Source organism: Chitinophaga terrae (ex Kim and Jung 2007), assembly GCF_900107795.1.
Taxonomy (GTDB): Bacteria; Bacteroidota; Bacteroidia; order Chitinophagales; family Chitinophagaceae; genus Chitinophaga; species Chitinophaga terrae.
Map to the genome: position 1 here is coordinate 38,832 of NZ_FNRL01000025.1, position 21,993 is coordinate 60,824.

Annotated in this window: 14 protein-coding genes; 9 read left to right on the forward strand and 5 right to left on the reverse strand. The window is 45.4% G+C overall.

Features of this window, described 5'->3' with window-relative positions; all coding sequences use genetic code 11:
- Positions 1 to 133: 133 nt before the first annotated feature.
- Positions 134 to 1,693 (reverse strand): FMN-binding glutamate synthase family protein, encoded by a 1,560-nt coding sequence (locus BLV62_RS21815; protein WP_089764284.1) that lies wholly within the window; start codon positions 1,691 to 1,693, stop codon positions 134 to 136.
- A 205-nt stretch (positions 1,694 to 1,898) separates the two neighbouring features.
- On the opposite strand from BLV62_RS21815, the gene BLV62_RS21820 reads away from it, so the two are divergent.
- From BLV62_RS21820 to BLV62_RS21840, 5 genes are all read left to right on the forward strand, one after another.
- Positions 1,899 to 4,502 (forward strand): family 20 glycosylhydrolase, encoded by a 2,604-nt coding sequence (locus BLV62_RS21820; RefSeq protein ID WP_089764286.1) that lies wholly within the window; start codon positions 1,899 to 1,901, stop codon positions 4,500 to 4,502.
- A 144-nt stretch (positions 4,503 to 4,646) separates the two neighbouring features.
- Positions 4,647 to 6,827, forward strand: a complete 2,181-nt coding sequence (locus tag BLV62_RS21825) for a carbohydrate binding family 9 domain-containing protein (protein WP_089764288.1) — start codon at positions 4,647 to 4,649, stop codon at positions 6,825 to 6,827.
- A 194-nt stretch (positions 6,828 to 7,021) separates the two neighbouring features.
- Positions 7,022 to 8,377, forward strand: a complete 1,356-nt coding sequence (locus tag BLV62_RS21830) for a peroxiredoxin family protein (RefSeq protein WP_139170343.1) — start codon at positions 7,022 to 7,024, stop codon at positions 8,375 to 8,377.
- Positions 8,378 to 8,597: 220 nt separating this feature from the next.
- Positions 8,598 to 8,873: an HTH domain-containing protein gene (locus BLV62_RS21835; protein ID WP_089764291.1), complete on the forward strand. Its 276-nt coding sequence runs from the start codon at positions 8,598 to 8,600 to the stop codon at positions 8,871 to 8,873.
- Positions 8,874 to 9,293: 420 nt separating this feature from the next.
- On the forward strand, positions 9,294 to 9,986 hold the full coding sequence (locus BLV62_RS21840; RefSeq protein WP_089764292.1) for a LytR/AlgR family response regulator transcription factor: 693 nt from the start codon (positions 9,294 to 9,296) through the stop codon (positions 9,984 to 9,986).
- 2 nt (positions 9,987 to 9,988) lie between these two features.
- On the opposite strand, the gene BLV62_RS21845 is transcribed toward BLV62_RS21840, so the two are convergent.
- The 4 genes from BLV62_RS21845 to BLV62_RS21860 form a co-directional block, all read right to left on the reverse strand.
- The gene (locus tag BLV62_RS21845; RefSeq protein WP_089764294.1) at positions 9,989 to 10,684 is read right to left on the reverse strand and encodes an AcvB/VirJ family lysyl-phosphatidylglycerol hydrolase; all 696 of its coding nucleotides are present in this window, start codon (positions 10,682 to 10,684) and stop codon (positions 9,989 to 9,991) included.
- A gap of 55 nt (positions 10,685 to 10,739) precedes the next feature.
- The gene (locus BLV62_RS21850) at positions 10,740 to 13,319 is read right to left on the reverse strand and encodes a phosphatidylglycerol lysyltransferase domain-containing protein (protein ID WP_225889675.1); all 2,580 of its coding nucleotides are present in this window, start codon (positions 13,317 to 13,319) and stop codon (positions 10,740 to 10,742) included.
- A 176-nt stretch (positions 13,320 to 13,495) separates the two neighbouring features.
- Positions 13,496 to 13,933 carry a universal stress protein gene (locus tag BLV62_RS21855; RefSeq protein WP_168928048.1) on the reverse strand — a complete coding sequence of 146 codons (438 nt, stop codon included), beginning with the start codon at positions 13,931 to 13,933 and terminating at the stop codon, positions 13,496 to 13,498.
- A 37-nt stretch (positions 13,934 to 13,970) separates the two neighbouring features.
- Positions 13,971 to 14,543, reverse strand: coding sequence for a TetR/AcrR family transcriptional regulator (locus BLV62_RS21860; protein WP_089764299.1), 573 nt, complete (start codon positions 14,541 to 14,543; stop codon positions 13,971 to 13,973).
- A 643-nt stretch (positions 14,544 to 15,186) separates the two neighbouring features.
- On the opposite strand from BLV62_RS21860, the gene BLV62_RS21865 reads away from it, so the two are divergent.
- The 4 genes from BLV62_RS21865 (at position 15,187) to BLV62_RS21880 (ending at position 21,781) form a co-directional block, all read left to right on the forward strand.
- Positions 15,187 to 16,941 carry an alpha-L-fucosidase gene (locus tag BLV62_RS21865; protein WP_089764300.1) on the forward strand — a complete coding sequence of 585 codons (1,755 nt, stop codon included), beginning with the start codon at positions 15,187 to 15,189 and terminating at the stop codon, positions 16,939 to 16,941.
- A gap of 19 nt (positions 16,942 to 16,960) precedes the next feature.
- Entirely contained in the window at positions 16,961 to 19,108 is a 2,148-nt protein-coding gene (locus BLV62_RS21870; RefSeq protein WP_139170344.1) for an alpha-galactosidase, read from the forward strand.
- A gap of 32 nt (positions 19,109 to 19,140) precedes the next feature.
- Positions 19,141 to 20,481 carry an alpha-L-fucosidase gene (locus BLV62_RS21875; protein WP_089764304.1) on the forward strand — a complete coding sequence of 447 codons (1,341 nt, stop codon included), beginning with the start codon at positions 19,141 to 19,143 and terminating at the stop codon, positions 20,479 to 20,481.
- Between the two features lie 694 nt (positions 20,482 to 21,175).
- Positions 21,176 to 21,781, forward strand: a complete 606-nt coding sequence (locus BLV62_RS21880; protein ID WP_089764305.1) for a response regulator transcription factor — start codon at positions 21,176 to 21,178, stop codon at positions 21,779 to 21,781.
- Positions 21,782 to 21,993: the final 212 nt, after the last annotated feature.

Below are 21,993 nucleotides of genomic sequence, written 5' to 3' on the forward strand. Positions count from 1 at the left end.
AATTTTAAGAAGCAAAGGAGTAAAGATTGTGTTATATAACATATAATCTAATCTTTACTCCTTTGCTTCTTATTTTACTTAAAACAAAATCTTTGCGCCTTTGCTTTCCTTTGCACCTTTGCGTGAAACCCCGCTACCAGTTATTGGTGGTAACATGTTGCACCGAGGGGTGGTTAAGAAGGGAGCCTGCGCTTGCCGCCGGGTAAATATCTTCGAATGTTCTTATTTCGTTCATGAAAACACGGCGATAGATATGGCTGCGCGTTACATCGTGCGGATGCCTTAGTCCCGCTGCTCCCGCAAGTTCTACAGCACTTTCAACGGTATCCTGGTGATAGTTGGCCACTCTTTGTTTTTTATCGTCCACTACCAGTCCGGCGGCCAGCCATTTATCCTGTGTTGCTACGCCAGTGGGACATTTATTGGTATTGCATACCAATGCCTGGATACAGCCTAATGCCATCATCATGGCCCTGGCGCTGTTGCAGGTATCGGCGCCTAATGCCATCGCTCTTAAAATATGGAAGCCGGTTAATATCTTGCCTGAGGCAATGAGCTTCATATGATGACGGATATTGAATCCTACCAGGGTGTCGTGTACGAACGCCAGTCCGTCCATCAGCGGCATGCCAACAGAATTGGAGAATTCAGGAGGCGCGGCGCCGGTTCCTCCTTCTCCTCCGTCTACGGTAATAAAATCTGGATAGATGTCTGTTTCTATCATAGCTTTACAGATCGCATAAAATTCCCTGGGCTGGCCTATGCAAAGCTTAAAGCCTACAGGTTTACCCTCGCTTAGCTCCCTCATTTGTTTGATGAAGTACATCATTTCTTTGGGGTTTCCGAAAGCGGTATGGTAGGGAGGAGAGAATACGGTAGTATAAGGTTCTACATGCCTGATAGCGGCTATTTCAGGGGTGTTCTTGGCGGCAGGTAATATACCTCCGTGTCCTGGTTTGGCGCCCTGCGATATTTTGAGTTCTATCATTTTTACCTGTGGAAGTGCAGTTTTCTCGGCAAACAGGGAAGGAGAGAAATTACCGTTGGCATCACGGCATCCGAAATATCCTGTGCCTATCTGCCAGATGATATCGCCGCCTTGTTTCAGGTGAAAATCACTGATCCCGCCTTCGCCGGTGTTATGGGCAAAGTTGCCCAGTTTGGCGCCTCCGTTCAGCGCCTGCACAGCATTGGAACTCAAAGAACCGTAGCTCATGGCGCTAACATTGAGGATGCTGGCAGAATAAGGTTGTTTGCAATCGCGGCCTCCGAATAATACCCGCGGGTCTTTTTCCATCTTGTCGAAATTCCGGGGCTGGATAGAATGCGCCATCCATTCGTAACCTTCCGCATATACATTGAATTGCGTACCGAAAGGTTGTGAGTTCAGTTCTCTTTTGGCCCGCTGGTAAATGGTAGATCTGTCTACCCGGTTAATTGGGCTGCCATCAATATCGCTTTCCACGAAATACTGGTAGATCTTAGGCCTCAATGCCTCCATCCAGAAACGCATACGACCCACGATCGGGTAGTTGCGCATGATTGCATGTTTTTTTTGAAACATGTCTAAAAGTCCCATTACCACAATAGGAACAACTAATATCAACAACCAATTTACCCAAGGGAAAAGTAATCCCAGTCCAATGACCACTGCCAGGCTAATTGCCGAAAACACTAAAAACGCTTTTGCCATACTATTGATTTTTAAGATAAAACGCCGATACTAAATATTCTTAATTTCTGATATATAAATCTACATAACATCTTCCAGGAAATTTTGTTAAAAATGGCCGCTCAATGGAACTATCCATTTATCCTTGATTTCTCCCGCTATCATACATAATCAAATTAAGTTTTTAAATTATTTTATTATCTTTCACAATAGCCAATCTCCACATATGAACAGATACAATTATCTAGGTAAGCTACTTACCGGGTTACTATTGCTGCTTACAGCCAGCAGTAAGGCCCAGCAAGCCCCCTCGTTTGATGCCAGCCAGCTCAGAACTTCCTGGGAAGTTGTTGAAAATAACTATAAAGGCGGCATGAACTTCTTATCCAATTTTACTTTTGTAAATACTGCCAAAAAACCTTTTCCTGCCAGGGGTTGGAAGTTGTATTTCAACTTTGTAAGAATGGTAAAGCCGGAAGAACTGCCTTCACGTATTAAAGTAGAACATGTGAACGGCGACCTGTACTACTTAACGCCTCTCGAAGGGTTCAAAGGCATAGCGCCGGGCGACTCCCTGAAAGTGGGCATGGTAGGCGACGCCTGGGCGGTGAACTTCACGGATGCTCCTTCCGGTCTATACCTGGTATGGGATGAACAGCCGGCAAAGGGTTATTCTGTACGCGATTATGAGATCCGTCCTTCTACCACTGCCAAACAGCTTTTAAGATATCCCGGCGATAAAACAGCCGTTATAACGCCAACGGATATATTCAAACAGAACAGTGTGATTAAAGATATTCCGCTGGCCGATCTCCCACCTGTATTCCCTACGCCGGTAGAATACCAGAAAAAGGGGAGCAGCCTGGTAATAGATGCGGTTCCTGTTATCGATGCCGACCAGGAACTGGAAAACAGCGCTACCTTTTTAAAGAATGAATTGTCGGCTCTTTTAAGTAAGAAATCCGGAGGGAAAACCACTATTTCCCTGAAAAAAGATGCTTCGCTGAACGCAGATGCCTATACGCTGGAAGTAAATGCAGATGGCATTAAGATCACAGCCGGCAGCGACGAAGGCGCATTTTATGCGGTACAGTCGCTCCGTACACTGATCCCGCCTGCCGCATGGGCAGCGCCGCAGAGATCCGTCACCCTAACAGGCGTTAAAGTAAAAGACTATCCGAGGTTTGGCTATCGTGCCTTTATGATAGACGTATCAAGGAACTTCCATAACAAACGTGATATTATCCGCATCCTGGACGCCATGGCATTGTACAAGCTCAATGTCCTGCACTTCCATTTCAGCGACGATGAAGGCTGGCGGTTGGAAATACCGGGACTGCCTGAACTGACAGCGGTTGGCGCCAAACGGGGTCATAGCGCAGATTGGAGAGATATGCTTCCTCCTTCTTATGGCTCGGGGCCCGACACTACCAATACTGCCGGAACAGGATATTTCAGCCGCAACGATTTTATTGAAATATTAAAGTATGCCACCGCAAGGCATATCAAAGTATTGCCTGAAATAGAAAGTCCCGGCCATGCCAGGGCGGCTGTTAAATCTATGGAATCCCGCTACTATAAGCTGAAAGCTGCCGGTAACGAGGCGGGCGCTAAAGAGTATTTATTGACCGACCTGGAAGATAAATCAGATTACCATTCGGTTCAGTACTGGAACGATAACGTCATGAACGTGGCTTTACCATCTACCTATCATTTCCTCGAGAAAGTGATAACAGAGATCCAGGCGATGTATAAAGAAGCCGGGGCGCCGCTGACGCATATACACATGGGAGGCGACGAAGTGCCGGGCGGAGTGTTCGAGAAGTCGCCGGCCTGTATTGCGCTGATGAAATCTGAACCCGGCGTTAAGAACGTAAACGACCTTTGGTACTATTACTACCGTAAAGTGAACAATATCCTCAAAGCCAAAGGCCTGACAGTGGCGGGATGGGAAGAAGCAGGTATGCGCAAAACCGCTATGGGAGGCGCTCCGCACAGCATTCCGAATCCTGATTTTGCCAATGATAATTTCCAGTTGAACGTCTGGAACAATGTAATAGGGGAAGGACAGGAAGATCTCTCGTACCGCCTGGCCAATGCAGGTTATAAAGTGGTCCTTTCGGGGGTGAGTAACTTCTACTTCGATATGGCCTATATGAAATCGTTCGATGAACCTGGATTTTATTGGGGTGGTTTTGTGGATGTAGATAAACCTTTCTATTTTATTCCTTTTGATTATTATAAGAATGCCAAGGTAGATGCAAGAGGCAATCCTATAAAACCGGAAACATTCGCAGGAAAAGACAGGCTAACGGAATATGGAGCCCGGAACATTCCCGGCATCCAGGGATTGTTGTGGAGTGAAACAGTGATCAACTCCGAAAGGATGGAATACATGATGTTGCCTAAGCTGCTGCCGTTGGCAGAAAGGGCCTGGGCGCAGGACCCGGCATGGGCAAGGGAACAGGAACCAATGAAAGCGGAAACTATGTACAATGAAGCCTGGAGCGTTTTCTGTAATGTGATGGGTAAAAAGGAAATGCAGCGGCTGGACAATCTGAACGGCGGGTACAACACCCGTGTTCCTAACGCCGGTGCAAAAACAGAGAATGGCGTGCTTACTGCTAATGTACAGTTCCCGGGATTGATCATACGTTATACAGTGAACGGAGAAGAACCAACATCGAAAAGTCCGGTATACAATGGCCCCATCCAGGCAGCCGGAAAAACAGTGAAATTGAAAGTTTATACAACAAAAGGGCATGCAAGCAAGACAATAACTGTAAAGGTTCCACAGCCCGACAATCAACTCAAGAACAAAAAATTATAATTTCCGCAAAGCTGCCAAGTTGTTTAAAGAAGCATAATATTTTTTATTAAGGAAGATGATGGGATAGAAAACAAAACACCATTCTTCCTTATTTTTCTTATGCCTCTTTAAACGGCTTAGCCCTTTGCGAGCCAAATCAACGCTATGTTTCGAATAATTCCACTATTGTGTTGTTGCCTGTTTGTATTACCGTTGTCGGCGCAAAAGAAGAACGACGCTTACCAGTTACAGATAAAGAAAACCAATTCTCCCGTAAAGATCGATGGGGTAATAGATGAAGAAGCCTGGCAGCAGGCGCAGGTAGCAAGCAACTTCCATATGGTGCTGCCTATGGATACGAGCGCTGCCCGTTTGCGTACTGATGTAAGGATGACGTACGACGATAAATATCTTTACCTGGTAGTGGAGAATTTCACGGAGGGGGATGGACCTTATATGGTAGAATCATTACGCCGTGACTTCGCGTTTCTGAAAAACGATAATTTCCTCTTATTCATGGACCCCTTCGACGATCAGACGAATGGATTTTCGTTCGGGGCCAACGCGGCAGGAGCGCAATGGGACGGACTGATGTACGATGGCGGAAAGGTAGACCTGAGCTGGGATAACAAATGGGTGTCTGTTGTGAAGAACTACCCTGATAAATGGGTATTTGAAGCGGCTATTCCTTTTAAAACGATACGGTATAAAAAAGGCATCACCAAATGGGGAATTAACTTCAGCCGGAATGATCTGAAAACTACGGAGAAGTCGGCCTGGGCGCCGGTACCGCGGCAATTTGCCACGGCTTCTTTAGCTTATACAGGCAACCTGGTATGGGATAACCCTCCGCCGGCGGCGGGACCTAATATTTCCCTTATCCCGTATGTGCTGGGAGGTTTGTCGAAAGACTATGATAAGCAAACTACCACGAAATACAGGAGAGATGCAGGGATAGACGCCAAAGTAGCGGTTACTTCTTCCCTGAACCTGGACCTGACGGTGAACCCTGACTTTTCGCAGGTCGATGTAGATAAGCAGGTGACCAACCTGGATAGGTTTGAATTGTTCTATCCCGAAAAGAGGCAGTTTTTCCTGGAGAACGGAGACCAGCTGTCCAACTTCGGGTATAGTACCATACGGCCGTTCTTTAGCCGCCGTATCGGGTTGGGAGGAGTGCCGATACGTTTCGGCGCCAGGTTAAGCGGTAAACTGAATAAGGATTGGAGAGTGGGTATAATGAATATGGAAACCGGGAAGCAGGAGGAGACAGGTCTGCCTGCCCAGAATTTTACGGTAGCCGCCATCCAGCGCCGGGTCTTTTCACGGTCGAACCTGGGATTTATTTTTATCAACAAAGAGTCTATCAATTATACGCCCGACAAAACTTCCGGCCTGCCGGTCTATAACCGTTATAACCGTAATGCCGGCTTCGAATACAACCTGGCCTCTTCCAACAACTTCTGGACGGGGAAGGCAATGGTGCTGAAATCGTATACTCCCGGTAAAAGCGGGCATGACTGGGCGCATGCGGCCAACCTGCAATACACCAGCAAAACATGGAATATTGGCTGGCAGCATGAGTATGTAGGGAGCAATTACAATGCGGAGGTTGGATATGTTCCGCGGCAGGGGTATGTAAAAATAGCCCCGCAGATCACCCGTTTGTTTTTTCCTGTATCGGGGGCTGTGCTGAGCCATGGACCGCAGGTTACCAGTACCTGGTTCTTTGATGAACACGGGCTTTCGCGTACCGATAATGAAACGATGTTAAACTATGGGATCGTGTTCCGTAAACGGAATACCCTGAACGTCTGGGCGTCTAATACGTATATTAAACTGCTGTCGTTTTTTGATCCAACCAACCTGAATAAAGATACCCTGGCGAGAGGAAGCCAGCATAACTGGAATACCATTGGAGCAGACTATGTATCCAAGCCTCAAAGCCTGTTTACCTATGCGTTGTCGGCCCGTTACGGAGGGTATTACGATAATGGCCATCGCCTGATGACCAATACAGAGTTAGGCTACAGGTTCCAGCCGTATGTAAGTATCGCCTTAAGCGCTAACTATAACTATATCCAGCTGCCAAAGCCCTGGGGAAATACTTCTTTCTGGCTGGTGGGACCCCGTTTGGATGTAACCATGACCAATACTTTGTTCTTTACGGGCTTTATGCAATACAACGGGCAGCAGAAGAATATGAACCTGAATACAAGGTTCCAGTGGCGTTACAGGCCAGCTTCAGATCTTTTTATTGTTTATACGGATAATTACCTGCCCGACCCCTTTTACGTGAAAAACCGTGCCCTGGTACTTAAGCTGGTTTATTGGTTTAATATTTAACTAAAAAAAATATTAACGTTTAGATTGTATTAACACTTCGGTTTGATAATACCGTTATCATTGTATTACAAAATCGTGAATTTGAGCTTTGGAACAGTTGTATATATATTGATTGAAATTTTTCATTTACTATCGTTGTGAATACAAGCCCCCTATGGTTTTTACCATGGGGATTCCTTTTAAAACCTGAATTTATGCGCCGGATTACACCTTTGTTGCTCCTGGTAGGTAGCTTGTTATCTATCAGCCCCCTGACCGTCTTATCCCAACGATCCGCTATTCTGACGGGTAGGACAACTGACCATCGATTGCAAAAGCTATCTGTCTCCTGGTGGCAGGATGGTAGTTTTATCCCTTCGACCATGAGCATCGCGGAAGGAAGCGATTCCTTTTATTTCAAGATACCTGTAACTGCAGGTAAGCCGCTGTTCTATTACCTGGAAGGAAGCGGCACACAACCTGTTTTCGGACTGATAGAAGCTGGAGACAGCCTTTATTTTAAACAACTGCCCGACAGCCTGCAGATAACAGGAAAAGGCGCTGCAGCCAGCCGGTTGATGAATATGATACAACGGTTGCAGGATGGAATTAAGCCAAACGGAACGGATGCAACATCCCTGCAACGGTTATACAGCGAGCAAATAAAAGTGGCGGCAACGGTATTGCAACAGAACAAAAACAGTATAAATGAAACTGTTTATAAGTTACTGGAAGCGCATACCATGTCGGGGCCCGCAACCAGGTTAACTGGGATGATCTGGAAGGTGCCTGCTAACCCGGATAGTACCCTGGAAGAAAGGCAGGTAGATTTTTACAGGCGGGATATTTTGCCGGCATTACCCGTGATTGAAGTGAATGAAACAACGGTAACGTCTACACGCTTTGTTAACTACCTGCTGCAAAAATCGGAAGTCGACTTTTATATCAAGCATCGGTTTGAATCCAATACCACAGCGGTTTATGATTGGGTGAAGCAGCACTACGCAGGCAGGGTGCGCGATAGGTTGCTGGCACAAACATTAATACAGGGATACGCTGCTGGAAATATGCCTGAAGAACAGGAAACTTGTGTTAAAGACTATCTTTCCATTGCAGTGGACTCGGCTTGCAAACAGGCTGTGGCCAGGCTTTACGGCCGAACGAAAAAAGGATTGAGCAGGGGAGCGGCAGCGCCTTCATTCAATCTTCCTGATGCTTCAGGTAAACTTGTAAGTTTACCGCAGTTCCTCGGAAAAGTAGTGCTGCTGCACTTTTACGACAGTGACACAATAGTATCAGGCGAGTTGATAGCTTTGAAAAAATGTTTTGATGATAAAGATGTGAGTTTTGTAAATATAGGCAATCGTGCTATGGCAGAAGGTTTGCCAGGTATGCAGTTGTTGTTGGATGACGCATCTAAAGCAATATTATCGCAGTATGAGATTAACAGGTATCCTTCTTTCATAGTAGTAGGAAAGGATGGAAAAATATTTGCAACGAAACCCCCAAACCCTTTGTCAGACCACGGTACAGCCTTGGCTAACATTATCTATGAAGCATTATTGCAGTAGTGTTTTTTTACTTCTTCCACCAATAAAAAGTGCACATAAACGTTTAATAAAAGTACGCAGATCAATAGCGTTGATGTAACAGACCCGCAGCCTAGTTTAGCGAAATGTATTTAAACCAGTTTCTTAATATTTACATTTAAATATATATATGATAATGCTGGTTTAATCGGTGCAATTGCCGTAAATTCAATATATAACCGTTAAGACCCCTCTATGCCACATGCCAAAGCGTTATTTTGACAGACTGCAGACCATTGATTACCTTATCAGGATCAAAGGGACCGGTAAGCCCGCTCAGTTAGCCAAGCGGCTTCGTATTTCCGAAAGAACACTCTATGAATTCCTCAAAATGATGAAGGAGTTAGGTGCTCCAATTGAGTACGACCGGTACAAAGAAAGCTACTATTACTCAGAAAAAGGCGGATTTAACGTCAGGTTCTCCAAAAACCTGATCCCCGCGGGTATGATGTTGCTTTTCTTCCTGATTTCATGGTAATAAGTTGGTCCGCGCAAAACGTTGTTAACCAATTGTTCTAACGTTGTTGCGCCTACGATACCCGCTGTTGCCGGGTTTAGATCTGATTGCGCAGCTGTAATTACAGTTGTTACTGGATCTTTTATGTAATTCACCTGAAGGTGAACTGGCACTGTTTTGCCCTAATCAAGGCAAGCCGGCAGCCGGTTCGCCTTTTTTTCGCACTTAACATTGAATTAACTATTCGATAGATTTTTAAGCTGAAATTTAATGACGAAAAGAGAGTCACCTTGTTAGATGGATAACAGCATTATTCTTTTCGTATTGCGGTTTAGATTAGATTTTAGTTTTAATACGCGGGTCTCTCTTTAGTCACCTGCCCCATTTTTTCGTCTACCTGCCTGCAATAGAGAGACTATTATTAGGCACAAAAACAGCTATATGGCATTGAACTGTATTATCATCGGAGCGGACCCACAAGGGTTCCATAAGCTGGAGAGCTATCTATGCGAAATCCCCGGCCTATACCTGATCGGACGATTTGCCACTTTCGAAGATGCAGATGAACTGATCGAAGAAGGCGTTATAGATATTTTGATAGTAGGCTTAATGGAAAATGATCCGGAATTAGATACTGCTGCAATTGACTTGCTGCCCATTTTTGTTATGTTGTATGATGAAAGCCTTAAAGAAATAGTTGACCTCCTACCGGTCGGCAAACTAACGTTACCCATTACATTGTCAACCGTCAGCGATACATTTTTTCAAATAATCAACAAAATCAATATGGAAGGTATTCAGATCCCATCCCGCTTCTCTTCTTCCTTCAGCATCAGAACACTGGATCGTACAGAAAAAGTTCAGTATGCCGACCTGCAATATGTGGAAGTAATGAACGATCATATCATGCTTCATCTATCCGATCAGAAGATCGTAACAGAAGAAACACTCGATGTTATCATAGCACGGTTGCCAGCCAATATGTTTATGAGAGTACACCGCTGGTTCGTGGTGAACTTCAAACATATAGATCATATAGGTGAGAATTATGTAGCAGTAGCCGGCGGCGTACAGATCCGCCTTACATCGGCTACCCGGCAGGAATTGCTCAAGCGTTACAAAGCGGTGCAATAAGCTTATTTATGTAAAGCTGCCAGTATCTTGTCTGCAACCCCATTGGCATCTTCGTCGTAATTATGGCCTCCCGGCAACACCAGTTTCTGGTATTGAACATGCAATGAGCCAACGTTAAAGTCTTTCTCTTCATCCCCAAATACCAGCAACAAAGGCTTATCCTGGATCTTGTTGATCTCCGACAATACCGAGAACCCTTTGTTATTTGAGCGCCCCAGCATATCAGAAACATGTACTTCCAGGTCGGTATATGCAGAGGGCGACAGGAAAACCAGTTGCTTTACTTCTGCGGCAGTAGCGGGAGGCAGGTTGGTGTAAACAAAAGACAATACATCCGCACCCAACGAATAGCCTACCAGTATCACACCGTTCTTGGTATTCCATTGCGACTGGTAGTAATTAATAAGATCGGAAACGTCTTTGGCCGCCTGCTGAGGCGTTTTCTTATTCCAGAAATACTTAAGGGCATTTAACGCTACTACCGGGTAATTCCGCTGGTTAAAAGCGGAGATCATATTGGCAGAAAATTTCTTCATTCCGCCATCACCGGTAATATAAAGGATCAATGGCGCAGTAGTAGGGGAAGAAACGGGTGCTTTTACCAACGTCGGTAAACTGGTGACCTTATTTTGAGCAGCTGCAGTGGCCAGGCTTCCGGCAAAAAAACAGCAAAGAATTAATTTTCTAAACAATATCATATTTCCTATTAACGCTTGTCTATCCAACAAAATCCATTCCGCTATTGTTCGTCGGTTAGGGTTGCATCACTTTACTTAATGCTGCCGGAAGTTGGATCAGGTCAAAATCATGTTCGTAAACCAGGTATTTGTTGGTCCACTCTGTGGCATATTTTTCCTTGAACTCCCTCAATCCCTGGTAATGCCTGAAGAAGCGAAGTTTCTCGTAGGCGTATTTTACCATCTTTTCAGCGGTGTTCTGCGGCTGGCTGATACCCGACATCGGCACCATTCCAAGGTTCAGGTAATGCAGGTCTTTTGCCTGCGCATCCTGTATCAGTGCAATGATGAGGGCGTCCATCACCCCGCCGGGGACGTTGCTTTTTTTGCGGATCAGGTCATAGGTGCATTCGCCGGGCGCATAGTCGGGGATAATGTTCAGGAAAGCAACCACTTTTCCTTCACTGTCTGAAACGGTAATAACATCCTGCTCCCTGATCACTTCCGCATCAAAAAGACCCTGAGAAAAGGTTAACTCTTTTACCTCATACTGGTGCAGCCACTCATCGCTTACTTCTTTTAACTGGGCAACCAGTTCGGCAGGTTGCGGCGCCTTATGGAATGTAGTCACATATCCTTTTGCGGCCAGGCTGTTAAGTCCGTTGCGCAGCGATTTTTTGTCTTTACCGCTTAAAGTGAAATTGCGTATGTCCATAATGGCTTCCTGGCCTATCAGCATCTTCTTTTTCTTAAGACTGTTAAAGTAGTAGGTGCTGTCTTCATCCACGCGGTAGAAAGCAGGTCTTAATCCCATTTTCTTGCATTGCTGGTCGAATTCCTGCAATAAAGCGGTTTTATTTTCTTCTTTACAAACAGGTTCCTCCAGCACAATGGCGAAGCTGCCCGCTACACGGTAAGCTACAAAACCTTCATATTCTTCCGATACATACAGGATCTTATCCTGGCCTACTTTGAAATAATCCATAGGCGAATCGCCATACTGGCTTAAATAGAACCGTGCCTTTTCCAATGCATTGTTGGTGGGATGGGAAACCTGCAGGTAAGGCCTGATGATCGTGTAAAAGAGAAAAGCCCATGCGCTTACTCCCAGCACCCGCAGCGCCGACATGAATTCCCTGCCGAACCGTGTCAGCGGCCGCAGTCCATCATCTTCCAGCAACATAAAACAGTGGAAAGCATGGCGAAGCGATTGCTGCCAGGTAAAATCGATATTGAAATGACGGGCATTCAGGAAATAGAAACCAATGGTGCCGAAGATCAGCACAACAAAGAATGTGGCCACCGCCGTGACTATCCCAATATTAACCAGTTGAGGATTGCTTTTTACCCGGTATTGTTTGGATGTGATAAGCAGGATAATGCTGGTGATCAGCGCAAGGGAGGCTTCTTCGTAGTCCAGCGCTTTCCCTATGTGCCCGAAAACAGATAGCAGCGAAACGCAGAGGGCCACTATCCATGCGCTTCTGAGCCCGCGGATCAGGAAGGTGCCGGTTACCAGCAGTACCAGTCCGAGAAATACAACCAGCAAATTAGTGGCGTGTATAGAAGTGCCGGGTATGTATGCCCGCAGCAGATGCATGCGGTAGGCTAAAGGCGGCGTCAATACTGAAAAGATATTTACCATTCCCAGGAGGAAGATCAGGATAGGAGGGAGCAGGCGCAATACCAGTTCCCGGCCTTTAAGGGCGAAGGCGATCATTCCTGCAACCAGCGGCAGCCAGAATTCGAACAGCCTGAATAGCAAGGTGATTTCCAGCGCCTGTAAAGTAGAGTAGCCATAGCTGTTCAGGATAAAGGTGAGCGAAAGTTCAATGGCGCCCAGTCCTCTCAGGAATGGCGAAATGATCAGGAATATGGTAGCTACGATATATCCCACGCAGGAAGCTTCCAGAGAAGGAGGCGCTCCTACGGCCAGCATGCTGAGGTACAGATGCGCTACGCCGGCAATTTCTATCAATACGGAAGCCATTACCGTACCCATAAAAGCCGGCATTGATAACTGGAAAGTGAATATTTCATCTACCTGGTGTGCAGCCCCCGGAAAATACCTGGTAAGCAGCTGGTAAGCTTTGCCCTTTGTTTGCATGGATCTTACCAGCAGCACAACGGCGCCGAGCAGTACGCAAATGGCTACAAGTCCCCATGCTGCATCCCGCATGCTGCCGGCATGAAGCATGGCATAGCCTACAACGGGGATACCTACCAGGAATACGGATAAAATCCCTACAAACCCGTAGATCCCGGAGGCCTGGTGTATTTGCTGTTTATGCAAACTGCTTCGTTTCAAACTTTGCGGCAGGTAAGCCAGGGAGCTGACGCCGCCTGCGGGAAGGAATACAGACAACAGGTTCCGTTTCAGAAAAAGTTCAATGCAACGCAACCAGTCGAGCTGTGCACCGATAGCCCGGAAACTGAAAACGTACATTCCTGCCTGTAATAGTATATAGGCCGCTGTTACAATCACCCCTATCACTACCCATTGGATATCGGCATTTTCAATGGCAGGGATCAGGGAATAGAGTTCGTGGCGCTGGGATCTGAAAAAATAAATAGCCAGTAAAATGAATAAAACGGCCAGCAACTCTTTTAAATGGAGTTTACGTAGAAAAGCTGCAGTAAAAATCTTTCTTGCCAAGATGCGGTAGGTTTGGTTAAATGAGTTGTATTCGTAACCCGCAAAGTTACGGCAACTTTTAGATGTCCCTTTTTCTGTTTACCAGTTTAAGCGGATTTTAATACTGCCTGGCAACAAAAAAGCCAACTGTTTTACCAGCTGGCTTTTGTTGTTTTATTGATTGTTGAGTGTTAAAACTAATGTTCTGTGCTGTTGTAAGGTACCACCAGTACGGGGATGCGCGAATGGCGGATAATATACTCCGCGTTGCTGCCCAACAGCATATGATCGATGCCGGTTCTGCCGTGAGTGCCGGTAACAATCATGGATACACGGTTAGCCTCCGCCTGTGCCAGGATCTCTTCTTTCGGGTACCCGGTAGTGACTAATATCTGTATCGGGGTATCTGGATACTGCGCCTTATATGCAGCAAGCTGGTCTTCTACCTGTTTTACCCGTTCTGAAACATCATCTACATAAACAGGACCGGTTTCCGGCAGTCCAACACTTATACCTAGTTCCACAACCGATAGCAGGATCACGCTCCGCTGCGAAGATTGTGCTAATTGTACTCCTGTATGAATTACATGGCTGGAAAAGCTGCTAAGATCTACTGCAATCAAAATGTCTGACATACCTGTTGTATTATTGGTGAATAGTAATTCATTCATGTCAGGATTTCAATGCATCCCAACACATATCAAAGGTAGTATTAATCCTGGTCCTGGTAAGTGTAGTGCCGTGGTAATGGGTTTGTTTGACCAATTCATTCATTGACCCTACAAGAAAGGTGATCAGCAGGCCGGTATCCACAGGTTTGAGGAGTTGTTCTTTTTTTCCTCTTTCCAGCAGTTCATTATAGGGAGCTGCCAGCCGGGATGCTTTTTCCCTGGTTTCAGGAGTAATAAAAGGAGAGTGGTAACATTGTTCCATGAACACGGCTTCCTCGAAGTTATGTAAACGGTACCGGAGAATATTAAGCCAGACATGCTTAAAGCCTACTTTATACGGCTGGGCAGGATCATAGCCTTTAAAAGAATGTGCTACCGAGTTTTCCCTGCAGGCGGCAAACAACGCATTGATCAGTTCATCTTTGCTTTTAAAATAAACATACAATGTACCGGTTGCAATACCTGCAGCTTTTGAAATATCCCCCATGGTGATACCAGATAGACCTTTGCTGACAACCAATTTCAACGCAGCCTGGAATATCTGGCCCACTTTTCTGTCGTCTTTCCTTTTCACACTGCAAAGATAAGTGAATAAATATTCATTTTTAATGTTAAAAAATTATAAAAAAGCCTTCGCAGTGGATACTGTAAAGGCGCTGAAGCTAGATGATTAAATCAAAAACCCATTGATCATGATAAAACGATGGGCCCCTGTTTAACCGTTATGCGGATGGTTGCTAATTGCTGATATTAAAACCATCGGTCTGGAAAAACCAATGGAGCATTTTTGGTTGTATGCATTTGCATTAAGGTAAAATGAAGTACAATGGTAGTAATTATCCGATCTCCAAGCGTTAATAAAATCCAAACAAGAATAGAAATAACAAATGGCAACAAAAAAGCCCCTGCTGTGGACATACAGCAGAGGCCATTAAAACATTCACATGGCGCACTTTTAAGTGCTTTATATATCATTAAAAGCCCGTAGAAAACTTGTCAGTACAGCGTTTCAGCCTTCGGGTAATGAAATTAGATATAAATTTTCGTAATATTCGTTAATCGTTGGTTAATCCGGATTAATAGTAGCATTTTCCCTTTCCCTAATATGATTTTTCCAGTCATTTGCTTAAACCAACAGATATGTATATTTTTTGCCTGTTATTGAAAAAATGAATTCCATGTTCCATAAAATGCTATCAGTTCTAGCCTGTTCCTGTATGCTGCAAGCCACAGCAATGCAGGCGCAGGATATGCAGCAAGGATGGAACAAAGAAGCCGTCAATAAACCGCATCCTGGACTGAACTGGTTCTCCAGCGCCAAATTCGGTCTTTTTATACACTGGGGTTTATATTCGGAATTAGGCGGTAAATGGAAAGACAGCAGCTATTACGGGAGCGGCGAATGGATCATGCAACGGGCAAAAGCGCCGGCCGGCGAATATGCAAAAGTAGCGGCGTCGTTTAACCCAACAGGCTTCAATGCCGCCCAATGGGCCGCAAGGGCCAAAGCGGCAGGCATAAAATACCTGGTGATCACCGCCAAACACCACGAAGGTTTCAGCATGTTCGATTCCAGGGTAACGGACTTCGACATTGTGGATGCTACCCCTTATCACAAAGACCCAATGAAGGAACTGGCAGACGCCTGCCGTAAAGAAGGCCTGCAGTTCGGGTTTTATTATTCCCAGTTCCTTGATTGGCATGAACCCGACGGGGGTGGGAATAACTGGGATTTTAAGAACAGGAAGAAAGATTACCGGCAATATTATCAATCAAAATCTATCCCGCAGCTGAAAGAATTGCTAAACAATTACGGGCCTCTGGGCATCATCTGGTTCGACATGCCCGGCGGCTTGTCGGAGCAGGAAACGAAACAGATGATCGACAGCCTGAAGGCCATTCAGCCATCTTGTTTGTTCAGCAGCCGGGTAGGACACGGGCTGGGAGATTACATCGATTTCGGTGATTCAGAATTGCCACCCACGCCCATTGAAGGCGCATGGGAATCGATCTACACTCATAACGACTCCTGGGGCTATATCAGGCATGATATGAATTTTAAATCGCCTGCCGAAATAATCCGCCTCTTGTCCAGCGTGGCTTCCAAAGGCGGTAACCTGATGCTGAACGTGGGACCCGATGGGAAAGGCGAATGGCCGGCCTATAGCATCAAATACCTGGAAGAAACAGGAAAATGGCTGCAGCAATATGGGGAAAGCATTTATGGAACCACTCATGGCATCATACCTGCTCAACCCTGGGGTGTAACTACCAGCAAGCCCGGAAAAGTTTTCCTGCACGTCTGGCAACTGCCGGACAACGGGCAACTAAGGGTGCCTGGCCTTACTGCCAGGATCAACAGCGTTACACTGCTGGGAACCGCAATAGCCTTGCCCTGGAAACAATCTGCCGATGAAACGGTTATCACCCTGCCGGCAGAATGGCCCGATAAAAGAAATACGGTTATACAGGTCGAATACAGCGGTCAGCAACCTGACTGGTCACAACTGAGAACGCAAACTGTCAGCAAGCATTATCCGCAAGCCAATATCCCTGCTATTTGGGCGATATATAACGGCAACGCGCATACTAAACAGTATACGTTTTCGCATTATTTCGGCGATTGGAAACATGAAAATTGTGCAACCGGCATGGTAACGCCCAACGATGCCATCATTTTCCCGCTGGAAGTGCAGGACGAAGGCGATTATAAGGTGATACTCGACTACGCATGTGAACCAGCAAGCGCAGGGCAGCAGGGAATTGTTACGCTGTTAGGCCAGCGCCTTCCATTCCTTACCCTCGCTACTGGAATACAGGACAGTCACCGCCCGATGGCATTTATTCAGCATCCGGTAGGGATCATTCACATACAAGAACCAGGCAAACAAAATTTAACGATAAAACCGGTCGAAGGTAACAGGCAGGCACTATTTCAATTAAAACAGATCATCTTAGAACCAGTTAAGTAGCATAGTTGAATACAGGAACATGAAAATAAGTATACTAACAGGGATACTAACAGCATGTTATTGCTGTTTACAAGCCCAGACAACTACTTCCGCCGATTGGCTGATCAGCAACAAAGGATATAACACCACGGTTAATGAAAACAATAAAGAAATCACGATCTCAAATGGGTTAATCAGTCGCAGCTTTCGTACAAGTCCAAACGTGATTTGCACGGATTACCGGAACCTGTCGAATGGCGATCAGTTGTTAAGGGCTGTCAAGCCCGAGGCACGGCTGGTTATAGATGGGCAGGTCTACCAGGTAGGAGGCGCCGTCGGCCAACGGCAGCAAGCCTATCTGTTACCCGCCTGGCTTGACAATCTCTCTGCCAATACCGATTTCCAGTTTGTAAAATACGAAGTACAACCGTTGAAACCCGCGCTTCAATGGAAGTCGCGCAGTTGGATGCCGCCGGTAAAATCGCCCGCCGGCAAGGACCTGGTTTTTCATTATCGCTCGCCCGTTCCCTCACTGAAAGGCATCCTTGTAAAAGTACACTATGAAGTGATGGACGGGATACCCCTGCTTTGCAAATGGCTGGAAGTGGAAAACAACAGCGGCCAGCCGAAACAGTTAGATCAGGTCGTGAATGAAATACTGGCTACGCCGGAAGAAGAGTCGGCAGTTGTTGGAAGCGTACAGAAAATGCAGGTGCCTCACAATATTTACATAGAGAGCAATTATGCGTTCAATAACGCTATGAAAGCTAACCTGAGCGATCAGACCACGCACTGGAAGGCCGACAGCGCCTATACCTCCCAGGTGAATTACGACCTGCAGACTCCCTGCCTGCTGGAAGTTTATCCTGAAGTGCCGGTAGGAATAAACCTGGCGGCGGGAGAGCATTTTACTTCCATAAGAACTTACGAACTGCTGTTGGATAGCTACGACAGGGAGCGTAACGGGTTGGCCAAACGCCGGATGTACAGGACAATTGCGCCCTGGACCCTGCAAAACCCTGCGTTTATGCACCTGGTAAGCAGCGATCCGCAAAAGGTCCGGGATATCATTGATCAATGCGCCGCTACCGGATATGAAGGCGTGATCCTCAGTTTTGGCAGCGGTCTGAATATGGAGGATACCAGCGCCGCAAATATTGAGAAGTTTAAAGCCCTTGCCGGCTACGCGCACAGCAAAAGGATCCTGTTAGGCGGGTATTCGTTGTTCAGCAGCCGGAAGATCAGCGATGAAGATGATGTGATCAGTCCGCTGACCGGCAAGCCAGGTGGGGCATTTTTCGGCAATGCGCCTTGCCTGGGAAGTAAATGGGGACTCAGTTACCTTGCCAAACTCCATTATTTCTTCGACGCAACCGGCTTCGATATTTTCGAGAATGACGGTCCTTATCCCGGCGATGTCTGCGCTTCCACCACGCATCCGGGGCATACCGGATTAAAAGATTCGCAATGGAAGCAGATGCAGTTGCAGAAAGGATTATATCACTGGTTGAATGAAAGAGGTGTTTATATCAATGCGCCGGATTGGTATTTCCTGGATGGCACTAATAAAATAGCGTTGGGATACAGGGAAGTGAACTTTTCGTTACCCCGGGAGGAACAATTGATACTGAACAGGCAGAATATTTTTGATGGCACCTGGGAGAAAACGCCGGCTATGGGATGGGGATTTGTGCCATTGAGCGAGTATCACGGCGGCGGGGCGGCTGCTACAATTGAGCCCCTGAAAGATCACCTGGATGTTTACCGGCAACTGATGATGCAATATTATGGGGCAGGCATACAAGCCTGTTACAGGGGGCCGCGGCTTTATGATACAGACAGCACAAAGGCTATGGTGAAACAGGTGTTGAACTGGTACAAACAGTATCGCGAGATCCTGAATGCAGATGTTATTCACCTGCGCAGGCCCGATGGGCGCGACTGGGACGGCATCATGCACGTAAGTGCCACGCTGCCTCAGAAAGCATTTGTATTGCTGTATAATCCTACAACCCAGGCAATTACAAGAAACATAGATCTGCCGATGTATTATACAGGAGCTGAGAAGGAGATAAAGATCAGGGAGAAAGATGGGCCTTTGAAAAAATACCAGTTGGACCGGCAGTACACCGCACATATTAAAATAACTATACCGGCAGCAGGTTATACCTGGTTGGTAGCAGAATAATTAATCATCATTTTATCAAATCAAATTCATCTATGAAAAAATTGACACTGTTGTTTATGCTATGCCTGTTAGGAGTGATACAGGGAAAGGCGCAGAAAAAGATATTCAATGAAACGGAGGAGCAGAAAGAACAACGTTTAGCGTGGTGGCTGAACGATAGGTTCGGGATGTTTATCCACTGGGGTTTATATTCCATGCCTGCCCGCCATGAATGGATAAAGAACTATGAAAGGATGTCGGACGCTGATTACCAGAAGTATTTTGATCTGTACAATCCAGACCTGTATAATCCAAGAGAATGGGCCCGCCAGGCGAAAGCTGCGGGAATGAAGTATGCGGTGATCACTACCAAGCACCATGAAGGTTTTTGTTTGTTTGATTCAAAATATACTGATTACAAAGCAACCAATACGCCGATAAAAAAAGACCTGATCAAGGAATTCGTGGAAGCATTCAGGGCGGAAGGATTGAAGGTTGGATTCTATTATTCGCTGATCGACTGGCATCATCCTGATTTTACCATTGATCGCGTTCACCCGCAAAGAGTTAGCGATCCTTCCAAATACGCGGAGCTGAATAAAGGACGGGATATGAACAAATACCGCGAATACCTGAAAAACCAGCTTAAAGAACTCCTGACAAACTATGGCAAGATCGATATCCTTTGGACGGACTTCTCTTATCCCGGCGAGTATGGAAAAGGAAAGGACGATTGGAATTCGCTGGAGCTGATCAAAATGATCAGGAAGCTGCAACCAGGAATTTTGATCAACGATCGTCTGGACCTGGGCGAGTATGATGACGGAGGTGATTTTGTTACTCCTGAACAGTATAAAGTAGCTGAATGGCCAACCCGCAATGGTAAAAAGGTACATTGGGAAACCTGCCAGACATTTTCCGGATCCTGGGGGTATCACAGGGACGAAAATACCTGGAAGGATAACAAACAATTGCTGGTATTGCTGATAGAAACAGTAAGTAAAGGCGGCAACCTGCTGCTGAATGTTGGGCCAACCAGCCGTGGATTGTTCGATTACCGGGCTACTCAACGTCTTCACGATATGGGAGAATGGATGCAGGTGAACAGCAGGTCTATTTATGGTTGTACCCAGGCGCCGGAAGATATTAAGACGCCTGATAACAGTTTACTTACCTATAATCCTACTACCAAACGTTTGTATGTGCACCTGCTGGACTATCCATTACAGCGCTTTGAGCTGCCTGGATTAAAAGGCAAAGTAAAATATGCACAATTCCTTCACGATGGAAGTGAAATCAAAATGAAAGATGGCGACAAAGGATCATTAGCCCTGGAGTTACCTGTAATTAAACCTAATGTTGAAATACCGGTGATCGAACTTGTGCTGCAGTAGACCTGTAGACGAATAATTTAGAGATCGAAGCAGGCTTAAAAAGAACATGTACTTTTTAGGCCTGCTTCGATCTTTTTTATAGCCCCTTATTAACTTTTATGGTTTGAGTAAAACTTCCGCCGGAAATTGTTATATTTAGACTACAGTTTGGGACGAGATTAAGTTATAAAGAATAGTTCATTATTATTTAATGTACGGCACGCTAACTCGGAAAAATAATTCTCAGTATCTTACCGGAAGAATATGTTTCGTGAGTATCAACCAGTCATTGAATGTACAAATAGCATATTCCCGTTGTGAGGGATTATGAAGCAAAGAGAGATACAAAAGAGATATCAGGAAAAGGGAAATCAATAATATATAGATTAGTTTAATTTATCGAAAAGAGGTTAATTGCCAACCTTTAAATAATTGATTGATAGGTTATTATTCCGCTGCTGATCAAGCAAGAGCCTAAGAGTAATCACGTTATATAGTGTTTTATTTCTCATGTAAAACACGTTGTTTTGTAACAGTTATTGAAAAACCATATACGTATCCGATTGACTGCTGCGGGTAATTGTTTCAAATTTGTTTCGGGTATGGAAACCGTGTAATCTTTCCATTTATTAATTATCAACCATACCAGCTTCCGGGATTGCAGTTTTCAAAATGGAGGATTTCATATGAATATACATAACCCAAAAAGAAAATTATGAAAAAAGTGCGGCCTTTAAATCCTGTGGGGGTGGCTGACGTGCATGGATTAGGAGTAACAGAATTGCACAGCGAATCATCAGAATTGTTACAACAATTAGCTAAAGATATCTGCAACCTGGTTTTTATGGATATAGAGATACCTGGATTGACAGCGATAGAAGCCGCTAGTATAGTAAAAGCCGCTTACCCGGATATAAATGTGTTATTGCTAACATTAAACGAGAATGAACCGCAGGTGACACAAATTCCCGCTGCAAATAAGGAGTATGTTCCGGAACATGTTCCTCCTGTTACATTATCTGAGTTTATTGCACAGGTATATGAAACAGCGCTACAATCAAATCTTGTAGCTGTTAATAAAGTGCTGGCATTTTTCAGAAAAGAAAAATCTGCAGCCAACCAGGACCCTTACGGTTTATCGCCCAGGGAGAAAGAGATCCTGCGTTGCCTGGTAAATGGCGATACATACAAGCAGATAGCTGATGTCTGTCATATCAGTGTGGGGACTGTACGTTCTCATATCATGAATATATATCGTAAGCTCGATGTAAATTCCCGCTCCAATGCTATAGTCAAGGCAATGAAAGAACAGCTGGTTTGATGTAACCCCGGATTTTTCCCCTTCGCCTATCTATACTGTTGTAGTGTCTTTTCCCTTATTCATGCGACGTCTCCCAGTGCTGTCCTATCATTTGCTTCCATGCGAAAATTTAATTTTTGCTGTAACGCCTGCTGCTTTATATGTATATTAACGCAGCAAAGCCGATATAAAATTCATCGCTGGCTTTGATCATGCTATCGTTATGAAAATGA